This is a genomic window from Pseudomonas sp. MWU12-3103b (assembly GCF_023100615.1).
GTDB lineage: Bacteria > Pseudomonadota > Gammaproteobacteria > Pseudomonadales > Pseudomonadaceae > Aquipseudomonas > Aquipseudomonas putida_A.
Genome location: NZ_JALMEY010000007.1, coordinates 1 through 17,096 on the forward strand (window position 1 = coordinate 1; position 17,096 = coordinate 17,096).

The 17,096-nt window shown below is 60.7% G+C and carries 14 protein-coding genes; 3 read left to right on the forward strand and 11 right to left on the reverse strand.

The features are described 5' to 3' along the window. Positions 1-30: 30 nt before the first annotated feature. The 11 genes from M0808_RS12825 to edd all read right to left on the reverse strand — a co-directional run bounded on the left by M0808_RS12825 (position 31) and on the right by edd (position 14,022). A complete protein-coding gene (locus M0808_RS12825) occupies positions 31-885 on the reverse strand; it encodes a D-hexose-6-phosphate mutarotase (RefSeq protein ID WP_007969321.1) in 855 nt (284 codons plus the stop codon). Between the two features lie 287 nt (positions 886-1,172). Further along, the gene (locus M0808_RS12830; protein ID WP_096795066.1) at positions 1,173-2,522 is read right to left on the reverse strand and encodes a carbohydrate porin; all 1,350 of its coding nucleotides are present in this window, start codon (positions 2,520-2,522) and stop codon (positions 1,173-1,175) included. Positions 2,523-2,718: 196 nt separating this feature from the next. Beyond that, entirely contained in the window at positions 2,719-3,879 is a 1,161-nt protein-coding gene (gene ugpC / locus M0808_RS12835) for a sn-glycerol-3-phosphate ABC transporter ATP-binding protein UgpC (protein ID WP_027612564.1), read from the reverse strand. A gap of 2 nt (positions 3,880-3,881) precedes the next feature. Continuing rightward, positions 3,882-4,727, reverse strand: coding sequence for a carbohydrate ABC transporter permease (locus M0808_RS12840; protein ID WP_007969317.1), 846 nt, complete (start codon positions 4,725-4,727; stop codon positions 3,882-3,884). Beyond that, positions 4,720-5,628, reverse strand: coding sequence for a sugar ABC transporter permease (locus M0808_RS12845; RefSeq protein WP_007917874.1), 909 nt, complete (start codon positions 5,626-5,628; stop codon positions 4,720-4,722). The genes M0808_RS12840 and M0808_RS12845 overlap by 8 nt, the downstream gene beginning before the upstream one ends. Positions 5,629-5,859: 231 nt before the next feature. Continuing rightward, positions 5,860-7,161 (reverse strand): ABC transporter substrate-binding protein, encoded by a 1,302-nt coding sequence (locus M0808_RS12850; protein ID WP_123588691.1) that lies wholly within the window; start codon positions 7,159-7,161, stop codon positions 5,860-5,862. Between the two features lie 118 nt (positions 7,162-7,279). Next, entirely contained in the window at positions 7,280-8,539 is a 1,260-nt protein-coding gene (locus tag M0808_RS12855; protein WP_247841344.1) for an AGE family epimerase/isomerase, read from the reverse strand. Positions 8,540-8,834: 295 nt separating this feature from the next. Further along, on the reverse strand, positions 8,835-10,304 hold the full coding sequence (locus M0808_RS12860) for an ATP-binding protein (RefSeq protein WP_134787168.1): 1,470 nt from the start codon (positions 10,302-10,304) through the stop codon (positions 8,835-8,837). After that, the gene (locus M0808_RS12865; protein ID WP_007917879.1) at positions 10,294-11,025 is read right to left on the reverse strand and encodes a response regulator transcription factor; all 732 of its coding nucleotides are present in this window, start codon (positions 11,023-11,025) and stop codon (positions 10,294-10,296) included. The genes M0808_RS12860 and M0808_RS12865 overlap by 11 nt, the downstream gene beginning before the upstream one ends. A 214-nt stretch (positions 11,026-11,239) precedes the next feature. Continuing rightward, positions 11,240-12,199, reverse strand: coding sequence for a glucokinase (locus tag M0808_RS12870; protein WP_247841346.1), 960 nt, complete (start codon positions 12,197-12,199; stop codon positions 11,240-11,242). Beyond that, entirely contained in the window at positions 12,196-14,022 is a 1,827-nt protein-coding gene (edd, locus tag M0808_RS12875) for a phosphogluconate dehydratase (protein WP_047599558.1), read from the reverse strand. The genes M0808_RS12870 and edd overlap by 4 nt, the downstream gene beginning before the upstream one ends. Positions 14,023-14,242: 220 nt before the next feature. Here edd and gap point away from each other — a divergent pair, with 220 nt between their 5' ends. The 3 genes from gap to M0808_RS12890 all read left to right on the forward strand — a co-directional run bounded on the left by gap (position 14,243) and on the right by M0808_RS12890 (position 17,044). Continuing rightward, the gene (gene gap / locus M0808_RS12880) at positions 14,243-15,244 is read left to right on the forward strand and encodes a type I glyceraldehyde-3-phosphate dehydrogenase (protein ID WP_098965249.1); all 1,002 of its coding nucleotides are present in this window, start codon (positions 14,243-14,245) and stop codon (positions 15,242-15,244) included. 191 nt (positions 15,245-15,435) lie between these two features. Then, the gene (locus M0808_RS12885) at positions 15,436-15,954 is read left to right on the forward strand and encodes a sigma-70 family RNA polymerase sigma factor (RefSeq protein ID WP_027612557.1); all 519 of its coding nucleotides are present in this window, start codon (positions 15,436-15,438) and stop codon (positions 15,952-15,954) included. A 124-nt stretch (positions 15,955-16,078) separates the two neighbouring features. Then, complete coding sequence (locus tag M0808_RS12890; protein ID WP_247841348.1) at positions 16,079-17,044, forward strand: FecR domain-containing protein; 966 nt, start codon at positions 16,079-16,081, stop codon at positions 17,042-17,044. Positions 17,045-17,096 lie beyond the last annotated feature (52 nt).

The following is a 17,096-nucleotide window of genomic DNA, read 5'->3' on the forward strand; positions in this document are numbered from 1 at the left end:
AGGGTGAGGGTAGCGGTGAACTTGACGCACTCAAGCCGCCGCCCACGCCTGCAAACTCAAATGCGCCTTCTCCCCCGGCGCCAGATGCAGGCTGTCGGTACCGCCCGCCGCCGCTTCGACACAGACAAACTCCGTCACTTCATCCCAGCTCACGCCCAACAGGGGGCGCGAGCCAGGATGCCAGACCACGGTATCGCCACTGTCACCGGTATCGATGCACAACTCGCGCTGCCAGGCGTGATCCTTGAGCTGTAATTCGCCGTCGTGCTGGAACACTCGCTGACAACCGCCATCGACGCGCAACTCGCCTTCCTGCTGACAGGACTGGCGGCTCAGTTGGTCATAACCCTGCGCACCTTCGAGCCCAGACAGCGCTATCTCACCGACATCACCAATACGCCAGTAAGCGTGCAAAGCCTGGCTCAATTGGCACGGCATGTCGTCCTGATGCTCGGTGCTCAGGCGTAATTCCATGCGTTCACCGAGGTGCGCGTGCAGGTCGACCTGCCAGTCGCACAACTGCAATTGCCAGTGCAGTCGCACGCCATCTTCGGCGCTGCTGCTGTCGAGCAACTTCCAGTCGAGCAGTCGTGCCCAGCCATGGGATGGCCAAGCATTTTCGCTCGGATGGCGGCCATACCACGGCCAGCACACCGGCACGCCACCACGAATGGCGCCAACGTGCGGCCACTTCGCCGCACACCACAACCACGGTTTCTGCCCGCGCGGCTGAAAGTGCAGCAACTGCGCGCCCTGGCGACTGAATACCGCCTGACACAGCGGATGGTCGATCACCAGCACATCGCGCATCTGATAGCGCTCCCAGGCAAACACCGGTCGTTCGCGCAGGGATTTGAAGAAGCGTTGCAGCGGATGCTCATGCATTGGCCACGGTCCTGAAAATCATGGGGGTACTCAATTACCTTTGTGCCCAGTGAGAGTGAACACTGTGGCGAGGGGATTTATCCCCGATGGGTTGCGAAGCAAACCCAAACCTGCAACCGTTTTCCCACTGACATATCGTATGCAATGGGTTCAGGGCCGCTTCGCGCCCCATCGGGGATAAATCCCCTCGCCACAGGTATAACATCGGACGTCTATCGCAAAAAAAAGCGGACAGCCTTGGCTGTCCGCAAATATGCGCACATAGAGAGGAGCTTATCGCAACAGCGTTAGAACGTAGACTGAATTTTCAGACCGGCGACCAATGCGTTGTCCACTTCATCCACACCACCCGGGTGAGTGATGTACTGCAGGTTAGGACGCACCGTCAGCCAGTTGGTGACGTGGAAGCCGTAGTTGATCTCGTAGTTGTATTCGGTTTCACGAATCGGCGAGAACACCGGATTGTCGTAGTCCGAAACACCGTTGGACGCATTCAGGAACTCGGCGTTTTTCTTCACGTCATCGTTGACATGAATACGCGCCGCACCGATACCCACGTCATCTTTAGGACGCGCGTCGAACGGGCCTTTGTAGACAAACATCACCGACTGGTAGTTGTCGATGAAGTTGGTGTCCTTGTCGTGGAAGGTCGCGTTGGCGGCGATGTTCAGACCGCGAGTAGCATCACCGTTGTGGCTGGTGAGTTGCTGCTGCGCGACGAACCAGTAGCCGTGTTTGCTGCTGTGGGTCTTGTACGCGTCGCCAGTGGTTGCAGCGTCGAAGCCGTTGACGTCTTCACGGACGTCATTGGCGTCAGCCGTGCTCTTGTAGTAACCGACGCGGTATTCGCCCGGCAGGCTGTTGACCTTCGGCGACCAGACCAGTTCGACTGGCAGAACGGTGCCTTTGGTGCCGCTGCCGCTGAGCTTGAAGCCGTTGCCGTGTTCCAATTGCGACGGGTTCTGGTTGTAAGCACCGATCTGCGCGTAGAGCTCGTCGTTGATGTTGTACTTCACACGGATCGCGGCCTGGCTGACGGGCCAGTTGTACCAGATGTTGGTCGCCCAGTTACCCACTTGCGAGCCGCAGAACGCCAGGTTCTGGAAGTCGCACGGGAAGGTGTTGAAGTCTTCGCCTTCACCGAAGTAACCGGCCTTGACGTCCAGCTTGTTGTCGAAGAACTGGTGCTGAATCCACAACTGCGTCAGACGTACCATGTGGCCACGACCGTAAACTTCCTGCGAGGAAGACAGAGTGCCGGCACGCGGATCGCCAACGCGGTCGTTGGAGATGTTTTGCCCGTTACGGTTGGTCAGCTGGATCTTGGCCTGAGTGTTGTCCCAGCCCCAGAGTTTTTGCAGGTCCAGCGCCACGCCCAGACCGAACTGATCGCTGTAGCGACCGGTCTTGTCGTCGTTGTAGCCGCCATGCAGGTTGGCGCCCATTTCCCCAACGTAGTCAGCCTTGATGTCGATACCTTGCTCGATCAGCTTGGTCCGCTCGCCACCCCAGTCACCGGTCATCCATTTCGAGTCGGAGCTGAAGGCATCCGCCGCCATGGCGTTACCGGCCAGCACCAATGCCGCCGCAGCTGACACTTGGCAGATCAACCGGGCATTGACGTGTTTCTTTTTCATCCCTACATCCTCGTCTTTATTGTTATTAACTGTTTTTTTCCAACGCGGTTTACATAAAAAGTGCGGCGAACGACAGGCCGAACACCACTTTTCCCCTGTGGGAGCGGGCTTGCTCACGAAGGCGTCATGTCAGTCGCCATGTGTGCTGCCTGACACTCCGTTTTCGCGAGCAAGCCCGCTCCCACATTTTTGATCTTCAGCGACCCTTGAATTGCGCGACGTTCGCCGACCGCGCTTCGGTCTGCGCTTGGCCCGCAACGCCCAGACGCTCGCCAGTCTTGGCATCGAACAACAACACTTTCGACGGATCGAATTGCAGGGTCAGGGTCTCGCCCACCTGCGGTGCCACGTCCGGCGCCAGGCGGCAGCAGACCTTGGTCTCATTCAGGTTGACGAACACCAAGGTGTCCGGACCGGTCGGTTCGGTGACCTGCACTTCGGCCTTGATGCTCGGCAGACCATTGCCCTCGCCGTTCGCCAGAACAATCTGTTCCGGGCGCAGGCCGAGGATCACTTCGCGATCTTCCAGCCCGGCATCCTGCATGCTCATCGGCAACTCGCAACGGGCCTGGCCGCTGTCGAGCAGCGCCAGCAGACGACCGTCCTTGCGTTGCAGACGCAGCGGAATGAAGTTCATCGGCGGCGAACCGATGAAGCTTGCGACAAACAGGTTGGCCGGATCGTTGTAGATCTCTTTCGGCGTGCCGAACTGCTGAATGATCCCGTCCTTCATCACCGCCACTTTGTCGCCCAGGGTCATCGCTTCGATCTGGTCGTGGGTCACGTAGACCGTGGTGGTTTTCAGGCGCTGGTGCATCAGTTTCATTTCGGTACGCATCTCGACGCGCAGCTTGGCGTCGAGGTTGGACAGCGGTTCGTCGAACAGATAGATCTTCGGCCGACGCGCCAACGCACGGCCCATCGCCACACGCTGTTGCTGACCACCGGAGAGCTGACCCGGCTTGCGGTTGAGCAGGTGTTCGATCTGCAGCAGCTTGGCCACGCGCGCGACTTCTTCGTCGATCGCCGACTGGCTCATCTTGCGGATCTTCAGACCGAACTCGATGTTCTCGCGCACGCTCATGGTCGGGTACAGCGCGTAGGACTGGAACACCATGGCGATGTCACGATCCTTCGGGCTCATGCCGCTGACGTCCTGATCGCCGATCATGATCGCGCCACCGGTGATGGTCTCGAGGCCGGCGATGCAGTTCATCAGGGTCGATTTGCCGCAGCCCGACGGGCCGACCAGGATCAGGAACTCACCGTCCTTGATCGACAGTTCGATGTTCTTCAGGGTGTCCGGCAGGCCGGCACCGTAGGTCTTGTTGACGTTGCGAAGTTCGAGCGTTGCCATGATTACCCCTTGACTGCGCCGGCCGTCAGCCCGCGCACGAAATACTTGCCTGCGACCACATAGACCAGCAGGGTCGGCAGGCCGGCGATCATCGCCGCTGCCATATCAACGTTGTATTCCTTGGCGCCGGTGCTGGTGTTGACCAGGTTGTTCAGCGCCACCGTGATCGGTTGCGAATCACCGCTGGAGAACACCACACCGAACAGGAAGTCGTTCCAGATCTGGGTGAACTGCCAGATCAGGCAAACCATGATGATCGGGGTCGACATCGGCAGAATGATCTGCCGGAAGATCGTGAAGAAACCCGCGCCATCCAGCCGTGCAGCCTTGATCAGCGCATCGGGAATGCTCACGTAGTAGTTACGGAAAAACAGCGTGGTAAACGCCAGACCGTAGACCACGTGGACGAAGACGAGGCCGGTGGTGGTGCTCGCCAGGCCCATCTTGCCGAGGGTGAACGAGGCCGGCAGCAGCACGGTCTGGAACGGCAGGAAGCAGCCGAACAGCAGCAGACCGAAGAACAGCTGCGAACCGCGGAAGCGCCAGAACGACAGCACGTAGCCATTCAACGCGCCGATGGCGGTGGAGATGACAACGGCCGGCACGGTGATCTTGATCGAGTTCCAGAAGTAGCCGTCCACCGTGGCCCAGGCCTTGACCCAGCCGATGCCGCTGACCACGGTCGGCCAGCTCAGCAGGTTGCCGGTGCTGATGTCTTCCGGGGTCTTGAAACTGGTCAGCAGCATCACCACCAGCGGAATCAGGTACAGCAGGACCGCGAGGATCAGCACCGCGTAGATCGCGACGCGACTCAGGCTGAAAGCGGGTTTGGCAGCGAGACTAGTCATTACGCTTGGTCCTCAGCTCGGAGTACAGGTAAGGCACGATGATCGCGAGAATCGCACCGAGCATCAGAATCGCACTGGCCGAGCCCATGCCCATCTGGCCGCGACTGAAGGTGAAGGAGTACATGAACATCGCCGGCAGGTCGGAGGAATAACCCGGGCCACCCGCCGTCATCGCCGCGACCAGGTCGAAGCTCTTGATCGCGATGTGGGCGAGGATCATCACCGCACTGAAGAACACCGGACGCAGGCTTGGCAGTACGACTTTCCAGTAGATGGTCGGCATGCTCGCGCCATCAATCTGCGCGGCACGGATGATCGACTGATCGACCCCACGCAGGCCGGCGAGGAACATCGCCATGATGAAGCCCGAGGCTTGCCACACGGCGGCGATCACCAGGCAGTAGACCACGCGATCCGGGTCGATCAGCCAGTCCAGACGGAAGCCTTCCCAGCCCCAGTCACGCAACAATTTGTCCAGGCCCATGCCCGGGTTGAGCAGCCATTTCCACGCGGTACCGGTGACGATCATCGAGAGCGCCATCGGGTACAGGTAAATGGTGCGGATAAAGCCTTCGCGACGGATGCGCTGGTCGAGGAACACTGCCAGCAGCACACCGATCACCAGGGTGATGCCGATGAACATGCCACCGAACACCGCGAGGTTCTTGCTCGCCACCCACCAGCGATCGTTGTCGAACAGCCGCGCGTATTGCGCCAGGCCGGCCCACTTGTAGTTGGGCAGGAACGTCGAGGTGGTGAACGACAGCACGAACGTCCACAGGATGTAGCCATAGAAGCCCACCAGCACGATGAACATGCTCGGCGCCAGCACCAGTTTCGGTAGCCAGCGCTGCAGTGCATCGAACGGCGAGGCTTTGCTGAACACAGCAACAGAACTCATGGGGAAATCCAGTACAGGGAATAAAAACTACAGTGAGATCCCTTGTGGGAGCGAGCTCTGTGGCGAGGGGATTTATCCCCGATCGGCTGCGAAGCAGTCGCAAAACCTTTGCACGCGGTCTTTCTGGTACTCCACCGCTGCAACTTTCTGGGGCCGCTGCGCGACCCATCGGGGATAAATCCCCTCACCACAAAGCCCGCTCCCACAAAGAGGGACCTACGCTACTGAGGGTTATTTGGCCGACTGAACCGCCGCACCCAGTTTCCTGGCCGCATCGGCCGGGTCGGCTTTCGGGTCGTTGATGTAGTTGGTCACGACATCAAAGAACGCGCCCTGCACCGCCAGCGTGGTGGCCATGTTGTGCGCCATGCTCGGCTGCAGGCCACCGGACTTGGCGTCTGCCAGGAAGTCCTTGGCAGCGGTCTGCGCGCAGGAGTCGAAACCGAGCTTGTCCATGTTGTTCAACATGTCGTTACGTACCGGGATCGAGCCTTTGTTGATGCTGAAGACTTTCTGGAAGTTTTCACCCAGCACGACTTTGGCGATGTCCTGCTGACCGGCCGCAGTGCCTTTGTCTTTCTGCTTGAACACCGCCAGGGAGTCGATGTTGTAGGTGAACGCCTTGTCGGTGCCCGGGAAGGCTACGCACTCGTAATCCTTGCCGGCGACTTTCTTGGCGGCGGTCCATTCGGACTTGGCCCAGTCACCCATGATCTGCATGCCGGCCTTGCCGTTGATGACCTTGGCCGCTTCCAGGTTCCAGTCCTGGCCTTTACCGTCCTGGTCCATGTAGGTCGCGACTTTCTTCAGCTCGGTCAGCGCCTTGACCATTTCCGGGCCAGTCAGCGCTTTGTTGTCCAGATCGACCAGGGCTTTTTTGTAGCCATCAACGCCCATGACCGAGAGCACCACGGCTTCGAACACAGTGCTGTCCTGCCAAGGCTGACCGCCGTGGGCGAGCGGGATGAAGCCCGCAGCCTTGAGCTTGTCGCCGGCGGCGTAGAATTCTTCGAGGGTGGTCGGGTTCTTGGTGATGCCGGCCTTTTTGAAGACTTCCGGGTTGATCCACAGCCAGTTCACCCGGTGAATGTTCACCGGTACGGCCACGTAATCACCGTCGTACTTCACGGTATCGGAGACTTTCTTGTCGAGCAGGCTGTCCCACTTCTCTTCTTTGGCCACGTCCTTCAGGACGTCGGTGTCGAGCAGACCGGTGGAAGCCCACTCCTGGATGTCCGGGCCCTTGATCTGGGCGACACCCGGCGGGTTACCGGCAACGGCGCGGCTTTTCAGCACGGTCATGGCCGTGGCACCGCCACCGCCGGCGACAGCGCCGTCTTTCCAGGTGAAACCGTCTTTTTCAACTTGCGCCTTGAGCACATCGACAGCGGCTTTTTCGCCACCGGACGTCCACCAGTGCACGACTTCGACCGAACCTTTGGATTCGGCAGCGGAAACACTGAGAGGCAGAATTGCGAGCGGGAACAGGGAGGCGACAGAAATGACAGTAGCGAGGCGAGAAATCGCATTCATCTGAGATGTACCTTTCTTGTTGTTATGCATGCAAGTCTGGTGCTTGCGCTGCACAGGAGTTTAAACAGGGCGATTCCCTTCGCAGGTAACGAAGGGACGCGCAAATGTCACCACATGGTTACACAGGAACAGGCCGGGATATTTGCGCCAGAGCTGTCGCCATACTCGGTGACAAGGGTAGACGAGGGATCAATACCGCCTGCCAGGCATGATACAGATCGGGTTTGCCCGGCCAGATATCGGCGCTCGGACGGTTTTGCGGATCGAGTTCGTGATGCCAGCTGCCGTCGCAGCGATCGATGAAATGGCCTTCACAGAATTCCCAGAACAGCCGGTACCAGGTTTCGTATTGCGCATCACCGGTGCGTTTGAGCAAGGCGCTGGCAGCCGCGCTGGCTTCAGCATGGGTCCAGTGCAAGCGATGACGCACCACGGCTTTGTTGCCCCAGTCGAGGGTGTAAACGATCCCCGGCGCGCCATCGACGTCCCAGCCGTTGCGGCAGTTCTGTTCGAAGAGTTTTTGCGCATCGGTCGCCAGCCAGCCCGGCGTAAGCATCCCGGCCTGGACCCGCGCCGCTTCGAGGTGCAGCAGCAGCCGCGCCCACTCGAAACCGTGGCCCGGGGTGGTGCCGTAAGGGCGGAAGCCGTCAGCGGGATTGTCGTGGTTGTACTCGCGCAGCGGTTGCCAGTCGCGGTCGAAATGCTCGATGACCATGTAGCCGTTGGTGGCGGCGTGACCGTGGATCACCCGCTCGACGATGCGCTGCGCACGTACCAGCCAGCGCGGATCTTCAGTGACATCGGCCAGCGCGAGGAACGCTTCGGTGGCGTGCATGTTGCTGTTGGCGCCGCGATAGGCCTCTTCTTCGCGCCAGTCGCGATTGAAGAATTCGCGCATGGCGCCCTCTTCTTCGCTCCAGAAATACGTGTCGATGATGTCGATCGCATCATCCAGCAGCGCCTGGGCGCCGGGACGCTGCGCGACCACCGCCGAGCTGGCCGCGAGTGCGACAAAGGCATGCAGATAGGCGTTCTTGCCGGTGTTGCCATCGCGATGTTCGGCGACCGCAAACCAGCCGCCGTGCAGCGCATCACGCAATGGTCCGCGCAGCGCCGCAATGCCGTGATCGACCAGCTCCGCGAACCCCGGCAGACCCTGAATGTGAGCCATGGCGAAACTGTGGGTCATGCGTGCAGTGTTCATGGTTTCGGCTTGCGCGTGCGCCGGCAAACGGCCGCGCTCGTCGAGGTTGCCGAAACCTTCGGGCAGTTTTGCCGCTTTGGCGAACGCCAGCAGGCGCAGGCCCTCGTCGGCGAGCCATTGCTGGTGGGCAGGGGCATTCAGCCAACTGCTGAAGTCTGGGTGAAAGGTGTCCATGAGTGGCCCTTTTTTGTTGTTATGACTGCGGGGAGTCTAAACAACGAGTCGGGGTGGGCTTGTAACGAAGGGGGCGGGGTTTGTCACCAGGCTGTGACAAAGAGCAACCCCTCACCCCAGCCCTCTCCCAGAGGTAGAGGGGGCCGACCGAGGGGTATTGAAGAGTTACGCCGACCTGAAAGTTTTTCAGCGAATCCATAATCGACACGGTGTTTCAGGTCGATGTATGACGCAAGACAACTCGGTCAGTCCCCTCTCCCTCCGGGAGAGGGCTAGGGTGAGGGGCTCTTTTGATCTAATCCGCCGAACGCGGCAACTGCAGGGTCACGCGCAACCCGCCCTCACGCAAATTCTGCAACGTCACCTCACCGCCATGGCTGTGAGCAATGTTGCGCGCAATGCCCAAACCGAGACCATAACCCTGCTGCTGCCCGGCCAAGCGAAAGTGCGGCTCGAACACCTGCTCCAGCCGCTGCTCCGGAACCCCCGGGCCTTCATCGTCGACGTGCAGGACAAACGCGCGCTCATCGTCGTCGATGTGCAGATGCGCGTTCTGCCCGTACTTCAGCGCATTGTCGATCAGGTTGCCGATGCAGCGTTTCAACGCCAGAGGCTTGCCCGGATACGCCGCCAGCGCCTTGCCTTGCTGGGTCACGCGGCCATTGCCGTTGGGCGCCAGATACGGCTCCACCAGGCAGTCGAGTACGTGGTTCAAGTCCACCGGCTCGATGTTCTCGTGGATGTCGGTGTCTTTCACGCATTGCAGCGCGCCTTTGACCAGCAACTCCAACTCATCCAGATCGCGACCGAACTTGGCTTGTAGCTTCTCGTCTTCGAGCAGTTCGACGCGCAAGCGCAGACGGGTGATCGGTGTGCGCAGGTCATGGGAAATCGCGCTGAACAACTGGCTGCGTTCGGTCAGGTAACGGCTGATGCGTTCGCGCATGGTGTTGAATGCACGGCCCACTTCCACCACTTCGCTGCCGCCGCCCTCGGCCACCGGCTCGACATCGGCGCCCAGCGACAGATCCCGCGCCGCCCGCGCCAGACGCTTGAGCGGCCGGCTCTGCCAGTGCACCAGCAGGCCGATGAACAACAGCAAGAAGCCGCTGGTGAGGACGATGAACCACACCTGCTGCGCCGGCAGGCCTTGCTCTTCAAGACTGGTGTAGGGTTCGGGCAACAGCGAGGCGATGTACAGCCATTCGCCCGGCGCCATCTGAATCTGCGTGACCAGCACCGGCGGATTCACCGGTTCGAGGGTCAGCGCGTAATGCGCCCACGAGCGCGGCAGCTCATCGAGTTTAAGCCCGGCATTGAAGATCCGCAGATCCTCGGGGCTGACGAAGGTCACCGAGATATCGGTATCGTGGCCCAGCGACTGACGCAACACTTCGTCCACCGCCTGAATCACCGCAGCCTTGCGCGGGGTGATCGGCAACACGTCCATACCCAGCGGTTTGTCGTTGAGCGTCACCACGAACCGGGTGCCGCCCATGCTGCGCAACTGGTCGAGCACCAGCGGTCGATACGCCACTGGCAACGAGCGAAAATAACTGACGCTGGCGGTCATCGAATGGGCCAGGCTGCGGGCGCTGGTGACCAGGCCTTCGAGCTGGGTGGCGCGCAGTTGCGAGACCCAGATCACGCTCGACAAAGTCTGCGCAAACAGCACCGCCAACAGGGTCAGCAGCAGCATCCGCCCGAGCAGCGAACGCGGCACCGGCACCTTGCTGGCGAGGCGGCGCAGCGACTCAGTGAGCATTGCCGGCAACCACATTGGCTGCCAGTTGGTAGCCGCTGCCGCGCACGGTGCGGATCAGTCGTGGCGGTTTTTCCGTGTCGCGCAGACGTTGGCGCAAGCGGCTGACGGCCATGTCGACAATCCGGTCGAGCGGCATCAGGTCACGGCCCCGGGTGGCGTTGCCGATGGTGTCGCGGTCGAGAATTTCCTGCGGATGATCGAGAAACAGCTTCAGCAGAGCGAAGTCGGCGCCGGAGAGAATCACTTCTTCGCCGTCGGTATGGAACAGTCGATGACTGACCATGTCCAGCCGCCACTCGTCGAAGGCCAGCACGTCGCTGCCGCTGCGTTCCTGACCGAACTGCGCGCGACGCAGCAAAGCCTTGATTCGCGCTTGCAGTTCACGAGGGCTGAAGGGTTTGCCGAGGTAGTCATCAGCGCCGAGCTCCAGCCCGATCACGCGGTCGGCTTCGTCGGAACTGGCGGTGAGCATGATGATCGGCACCTGCGCCTGACGCGGATGCTGGCGCACCCAGCGGCACAGGCTGAAACCGTCTTCGTCGGGCAGCATCACATCGAGGATCACCAGATCGCTGGGCGCCTCGTTGAGGGCCTGGCGGAAACTGGCGCCGTCGGCCGTGGCCCGCACCTGAAACCCGGCGCGGGTCAGGTAGGTTTCCAGCAACTCGCGTATTTCCTGGTCGTCATCGACCAACAATATCGACTTGTTGACTGAGCTCACTTCGAAGGCATCCTTGTTGTTGGAATTGGGGCGGATTATGCCTTAAGCATCGAACTTGCAAACACCACAGAACCACTGTGGGAACAAACCTGTGGTGAGGGGATTTATCCCCGATGGGTTGCGCAGCGACCCTGGAAAAACCGGGCCTGCTTCGCAGGCCATCGGGGATGAATCCCCTCGCCACAAAGGCTCGCTCCCACAATTGGATTGCATTTCAGGTCGGGATTGCTTGTTCCAGTGCGACACCGGCCCCCACCAGCCCGGAATACGGCGCCGTCACCAGCCACACCGGAATGCCCTTGAAGTAATCGCTCATGCAGCCCTTGTCGGCGAAGCTGCGGGCAAAACCGCTTTCGACGAAGAAATCGGCAAAGCGCGGAATCACCCCGCCAACGATGTACACGCCGCCACGCCCACCGGTGGTCAGCACGTTGTTGCCGGCCACGCGGCCGAGCCAGCAGCAGAACTGCTCCAGCACTTCCAGCGCGATCGGATCGCCAGCCAGACCGGCCGCAGTAATCGCTTCCGGCGTATCAAGCTTTGGTTCATGTCCGTCCACCGCACAGATCGCCCGGTACACACGAGGCAAGCCGCCGCCGCTCAACGCAGTCTCGGCGCTGACGTGGCCAATCTCGTTGTGGATGTGCTGCCAGAGCTGGGTTTCACGCGGGCTGCTCAGCGGCAGATCGACGTGACCGCCCTCCCCCGGCAATGCGGCAAACCGGCCTTCGCCCAGATCGAGCAAGGTGCCGACGCCCAGGCCAGTGCCCGGGCCGATCACCACCGCCGGGCGCAAAGGCTCCGGCGTGCCTTCGCAGACCACGCGGAATTCGCCGGGCTGCAAACGGGTCATGCCCAGCGCCATCGCCGAGAAATCGTTGATCAGCAGCAGTTGCTCGACCTGCAAGGTTTTGCAGAACGCCGTGCGGCTCAGGCGCCAGTGGTTGTTGGTGAATTTGAATTCATCACCACTCACCGGCCCCGCCACCGACAGGCACACCGAACCGATCGAACCCGGCGCCAGACCGAGGCCGCTCAGGTACAGGCTGATCGCCTGTTCCGGGCTGGCGTGGTCGGCTGTCGCCAGCACCTGAACCGATTCCAGTTGCTGGTTTTTCCACAACGCGAACCGCGCGTTGGTGCCTCCGATATCACCGACCAAAGCCAGTTTCAATTAAGCGTCTCCAGGGCAGAAGTGAAGGCGCTGGCGCCCTGCTCCGCCGAGCTGAAGGCCAAACGCATGAAGCCAAACAGTTCGCGACCGCTGCCGATGTTGTTGCCCAACAGGCCTTTGGCAGGTTCGCGCGCTGCAAATTCGGCGGCGTCGACCTTGAGTTCCAAAGTGCCTTTGACGCCATCGACGCGGATGATATCGCCCTCTTGCACCCGCGCCAAAGCACCACCGACATAAGCTTCGGGGCTGACGTGAATCGCCGCCGGGATTTTCCCCGACGCTCCGGACATGCGCCCGTCGGTGACCAGCGCGACTTTGAAGCCACGATCCTGCAGCACGCCGAGGAACGGCGTCATCTTGTGCAGCTCGGGCATGCCATTGGAGCGCGGGCCCTGGAAGCGCATCACCGCGACAAAATCCTTCTCCAGCAAACCGGCCTTGAACGCATCGGCCAGATCCTGCTGATCCTGGAACACCATGGCTGGCGCTTCGACGATCTGGTTTTCCAGCGCCACAGCGGAAACCTTCATCACCCCGCGACCGAGGTTGCCTTCCATCACCCGCAGACCGCCCTCGGCGGAGAATGCACGGGCAACCGGGCGCAGGATGTTTTCGTCGAGGCTTTCGATCGGCCCTTCGCGCCACACCAGCTCACCGTTATCGAGGAACGGCTCTTTGGTGTAGCGGCTCAGACCGTGGCCAAGCACGGTGTTGACGTCTTCGTGCAGCAGGCCCGCTTCAAGCAGCTCACGGATCAGGAACGACATACCGCCAGCGGCCTGGAAGTGGTTGATGTCGGCTTTACCGTTCGGGTAGACGTGGCTCAGGGTCGGCACGACTTCGGAGAGGTCGGCCATGTCCTGCCAGGTCAATTGAATGCCCGCAGCCATGGCGATCGCCGGCATGTGCAGGGTGTGGTTGGTCGAGCCGCCGGTGGCGTGCAGCGCGACGATCGAGTTGACCAGCGCCTTCTCGTCGACGATTTCGCCGATCGGCATGAAGTTGCCGTTCTGCTTGGTCAGGCGTGTGACCTGATGCGCGGCTTCGCGGGTCAGGGCATCACGCAGCGGGGTGTTCGGGTTGACGAACGACGCGCCCGGCAAGTGCAGACCCATGACTTCCATCAGCAACTGGTTGGTGTTGGCGGTGCCGTAGAAGGTGCAGGTGCCCGGGCTATGGTAGGACTTCATCTCCGATTCCAGCAGCTCTTCGCGGGTCGCCTTGCCTTCGGCGTACTTCTGCCGCACGTCGGCTTTTTCCTTGTTGGAAATTCCCGAGACCATCGGCCCGCCCGGGACGAAGATCGTCGGCAGATGGCCGAAGCGCAGCGAACCCATCATCAGCCCCGGCACGATCTTGTCGCAGATGCCGAGCATCAGCGCGCCGTCGAACATGTTGTGCGACAGCGCCACCGCCGTGGACATCGCGATCACTTCGCGGCTCGGCAGGCTCAGCTCCATGCCTGGCTCGCCCTGGGTCACGCCGTCGCACATTGCCGGCGTACCGCCCGCGAACTGGCCGACCGAGCCGATTTCGCGCAAGGCGTTTTTGATCTGCTGGGGAAAGACTTCGTACGGCTGGTGCGCCGAGAGCATGTCGTTATACGAAGAAACAATGGCGATGTTCGCCGAGTTCATCATCCGCAAGCTGTGCTTGTCTTCGCTGCCGCACCCGGCCACGCCGTGGGCGAAGTTGGCGCATTGCAGCTTGCCGCGCATCGGCCCGTCGGTAGCGGCACCGCGAATCAGTGCAAGGTAAGCCTGACGCGTGGCGCGGCTGCGGGCGATAAGCCGTTCGGTGACCTCAAGAACGCGGGGATGCATGTGTAGAACTCCAGGCTAACGGATGTGGCGACCTGATTGTCTATGCTGATCAAACGCCGTTGTTGTTGGAATGACAGACGGCTTTTTTGACCATTCGGACCAGTTGATTCAGGTCACTCGTTGTAGATAAAACAAAATATTGCCACTAAAAAGGCTTGTTTTCTATTTTTATGCGAATAATCTTGTAATTCCAACAACAAAACGACGGCGGCGCTGTTCAATGACTCTTCGAATCGCAATCAATGGTTTTGGCCGCATCGGCCGTAATGTCCTGCGCGCACTGTATACCCAAGGCTATCGACAGGATTTGCAGATCGTCGCCATCAACGATCTGGGCGACAGCGCCATCAATGCCCATCTGCTCAAATACGACACCGTTCACGGCACATTCGACGCCGAAGTGGCCCATGACAATGAGAGCCTGACGGTCAATGGCGACCGCATTGCGGTCAGCGCCATTCGCAACCCGGCCGAGCTGCCATGGGCGGCGGAAAAGATTGATGTGGTGTTCGAATGCACCGGTCTGTTCACCGACCGCGCCAAAGCGGCTGCGCATCTTACTGCCGGCGCGCGCAAAGTCATCATCTCGGCCCCGGCCAAAGGCGCCGACGCTACGGTGGTTTATGGTGTGAACCACGACATTCTGCGCCAGTCGCACCAGATCATCTCCAACGCTTCGTGCACCACCAACTGCCTGGCGCCAGTGGCGCAGGTGCTGCACCGCGAGCTGGGGATCGAAAGCGGCCTGATGACCACGATTCATGCCTACACCAACGACCAGAACCTGACCGACGTTTACCACACCGACCCGTACCGCGCGCGTTCGGCCACGCAGAACATGATCCCGAGCAAGACCGGTGCCGCCGAAGCGGTAGGCCTGGTGCTGCCGGAACTGGCGGGCAAACTGACCGGCATGGCCGTGCGCGTGCCGGTGATCAATGTGTCGCTGGTGGACCTGACGGTGCAGTTGAAGAAGGAAGCCACGGCCGAGGAAGTCAACGCGCTGATGAAGGCGGCCAGCCAGCACTCGAAAATTTTGGGTTACAACACGTTGCCGCTGGTTTCCAGCGACTTCAACCACAACCCGTTGTCGTCGATCTTCGACGCCAATCACACCAAAGCCAGCGGCAAACTGCTGAAGGTGCTGGCCTGGTACGACAATGAGTGGGGCTTCTCCAACCGCATGCTGGATAACTGCCTGGCGCTCTGCAACGCCGAATAATCCCCTCCTCCCATGTGGGAGCGGGCTTGCTCGCGAAGGCGTCGTGTCAGGCAATTAATGTATCGACTGACTCACCACATTCGCGAGCAAGCCCGCTCCCACAGGTTTTTGATTTCAATCTGAAATCAACACTTGACCACTCGACTAGATGATAAGCATTATCATTCGCTCGAAATGGATCAGGTTCCCCCGTGAGTCAATCGCGCTTCAATCATGTCTTCCTCTCTCAGCGCACGTCCCTGCTGCGCACGATCGAGCGGATGGTCAACAACCACAGCACCGCCGAAGACCTGTTGCAGGAGACCTACCTGCGCGTCACGCGGGCGCTGAGCGAGCGCGCCATCGATCACCTTGAACCCTTCGTGTTCCAGACCGCGCGCAATCTGGCGCTGGATCACCTGCGTGCGCGCAAGATCCATTCGCGGACCATGGTCGATGACGTGCCGCAGGACGTGGTGCACAGCGTCGCCGCCCCCGCCAGCAGCGCCGAAGACGCCGCCCACGCCGAACAATTGCTGGAGCGCCTGAACGTGAGCCTCAGTCAACTCAGCCCGCGTCAGCAGCAGATTTTCATCCTCAGCCGCCTGCACGGGCACAGCTATCAGGAAATCGCCGACGAATTGAATGTGTCCCTCAGCACCGTGCAGAAGGAACTCAAGCTGATCATGTCGATCTGCATCGGTGTTGCCGAGCGCTTGAATGGCGACTGAGGCCAAAGGCGTTTGCTGTCATCCACAGGATCGACTGCACTGATCATTGGGCTTTGCTACCCTTGCCCGACTTTTACGCTTCACTAAAAAAACAGCCGTGCACAGACACTGCCGAGGACACACCGTGACGGACACCCACCGCCCGCCTTCGCCCGCAACGGCGCAGGACGCCGCCCGTGCAATGGACCAGGCTCTGGACTGGCTCATCGTGCTCGGCAGTGCGGACGAAGAGCAGACCCGGCAATTTCACGCATGGCTGGCGGCCGATCCGTTGAATGCCGAGGCGTTCGCCAAGGCGCAGGCAGTCTGGGACGGGCCGCAAGTCGCCCAGTGCGCGCAAAGCCTCGCGGCCAAACCGGCGAAAGTCACCGTCCTCAAGCGGTTACGTCCGCACTGGAAACCGTTGGCCACCGCTGCGGTGCTGATTCTGGGCCTGTTCAGTTTCAGCAATCTGCCGATGCGCCTGCAGGCCGATCACCTGACCGTGATCGGCGAGCGTCAGCGCCTGCAACTGGAGGATGGCTCCAAGGTGCTGCTCAACACCAACTCGGCATTCTCCAGCACCATCAATGACCGGCAGCGCGTGGCGCGGCTGTATCAGGGCGAAGCGTTTTTCGAAGTGGCTGCCAACCGTGGCCAGCCGCTGCAAATCGATGCCGGCCCGGTGCAGGCCAGCGTGCGCGACACCGCGTTCGCCGTGCGCTATCTGGACGGCGTCGCGCAGGTCAATGTGCAACGCGGCGATGTCGATCTGCGCGCCACGCACAACGATGCACGAGTGCGTTTGAGCGCCGGCGAAAGCATTCGCATCGGCCCCAACGGTTTCGATCGTCCGGCCAAACTGGATACTGCCACCGACCTGGCCTGGGTTCAGGGCCGGTTGATCTTCGAGAACTGTCCGCTCGACAAGGTGCTGGCCGAACTGCGCCGCTACTACCCGGGCTGGATCATCAACACCAACGAACAGTTGGCCGACGTCAACGTCACCGGCAACTACCGCCTCGACCAGCCGCTGGACGTGGTGCGTTCCCTCGCCCACATCACCTCGGCGCGCCTGCAGGAATTCCCCGCGCTGGTGATCCTGAACTAAATGAGAATTATTTTTACTCGATAGCCAAAGCCCGTTCGTCTCGTTATAGCCA